2 protein-coding genes and 1 rRNA gene are annotated in these 1,843 nt (G+C 53.2%); all 3 read left to right on the top strand.

Going from position 1 to position 1,843, the window contains the following annotated elements; translation table 11 throughout:
- Positions 1 to 97, top strand: a 5S ribosomal RNA gene (rrf, locus tag AC2VLY_RS05135); the annotation flags it as partial.
- 121 nt (positions 98 to 218) lie between these two features.
- A complete protein-coding gene (locus AC2VLY_RS05140) occupies positions 219 to 677 on the top strand; it encodes a ribosome maturation factor RimP (RefSeq protein WP_227485230.1) in 459 nt (152 codons plus the stop codon).
- 30 nt (positions 678 to 707) lie between these two features.
- A partial coding sequence (gene nusA, locus AC2VLY_RS05145; protein ID WP_486921877.1) for a transcription termination factor NusA occupies positions 708 to 1,843 on the top strand: 1,136 nt, incomplete at its 3' end.

Consider the following 1,843-nt stretch of genomic DNA (forward strand, 5'->3'; position numbering starts at 1 on the left):
TGGAACCACCCCTTCCCATCCCGAACAGGACCGTGAAACACTGCAGCGCCTATGATAGTTGAGGGCCTCCCTCCGCGAAAGTCGGTCACCGCCAGACACCTATACCTGTCAACCCCATCTGCTCAACATGAGATGGGGTTGATTTTTTTTGAATAACTGCGTACGATGCGCAAAAAAGTGGGCCAAGTGCCCACTTTTTGTTTCTGTATCAGGGAATGATGAACGTGGAAGAACGATTGGATCAGGAAATTGCCCGGCAGGTAGGCACAGTGGGCTGCGCCTTGGTCGATGCGCGGATGTTGCGTAGCGGTCGTGCAATTACCTTACAGATATTAATAGAAAAAGAAGATGGGGCTTCGGTCACTATTGAAGACTGTGCTACCGTCAGCCGCCAGCTCAGTATATGGCTGGATGTTGCCAATCCGATTAATGGGGCCTACCGTCTGGAAGTATCCAGTGCGGGCCTGGATCGTCCTTTGAAAACACTGAAGGATTACGAAAGATTCCAGGGTGGGCACGTGGAAGTGCATTTACACGGATTACATCAGGGTCGCCGCCGTCTGTTAGGCGTTTTGCAGGGGCTGGAGGATCAGAAAGTGGTTATTGAAAATAGTGAGGGGCGCTGGACACTGGCGCTGGATGAAATTCATAAGGCTAAGTTGGTTCCCCAATGGTGAAGGGGCGGATATGCGGAGAGGAGCAAGTCAATGAGTCGTGAACTTCTTTATCTGGCGGATGCCGTCGCCCATGAGAAGGATGTGGACCGTGAAGTCATTTTTCAGGCTCTGGAAGCATCACTGGTTTCCGCATCCAAGAAGAAATATGGGGCAGATTGGCACATTGTGGTAGATGTGGACCGCAAGACCGGGGACTACGTGACTCGACGTTTGTGGGAAGTGGTCGCAGACGAAGAAAAAGATTTTGATGCTGATCTGCAAATCCGTCTGGCAGCAGCCAAGGCGATACGTCCCGATGTGGATCTGGGCGGCTTTGTAGAAGAAGTTCTGCCACCGGTCGAATTTGGTCGCATTGCCGCACAGACGGCCAAGCAGGTAATTGTCCAGAAAGTACGAGATGCTGAACGGGACCGAATCGTTTCCGACTTTGCCTTGCGTAAAGGGGATATTATCAGTGGTCTGGTCAAGCGTATGGAAAAAGGCAATGCCATTGTCGATATGGGGCGGGCAGAGGCGCTGTTGGCCAAAGATGAAATGATGCCGCGTGAGGCCATTCGTCCCGGAGACCGGGTCAAGGCACATCTACAGGACGTGCGCAGGGTGCAGCGTGGTCCCCAGTTGTTTTTGTCGCGGGTTAGCCCCGAATTGTTGATCAGGCTGTTTGCCCAGGAAGTGCCGGAAATCGGTAATGGTATGATCGAAATCATGGGCGCGGCACGGGATCCTGGCTTGCGTGCGAAACTGGCGGTGCGCTCCAATGACCCTCGGGTGGATCCAGTGGGTGCCTGTGTCGGCTTGCGCGGTAATCGCGTCCAGACGGTCATCAATGAACTCAAGGGTGAGCGTATTGATATCGTCATCTGGTCGGCAGATCCGGCAAGTTATGTCATCAATGCCTTATCACCGGCCGAAGTGTCGAGTATTGTTGTGGACGAAAACACCCATAGTATGGATGTGGTCGTAGATGCTGAAAACCTCTCACAGGCCATCGGGCGCGGCGGGCAAAATGTGCGCCTGGCCACGCAGTTGACGGGATGGACCATCAATATCCTGACGGAAGAAGAAGCCCAGGCCAAACGTGACGAAGAAGATTCCAAGTTCCTGAATCATTTTGTTCAAGAGTTGGGCGTGGATGAAGATCTGGCGCAACTGCTGGTCAGCGAGGG

The sequence above is a fragment of the Acidithiobacillus sp. TH-A36 genome (genome assembly GCF_057473445.1).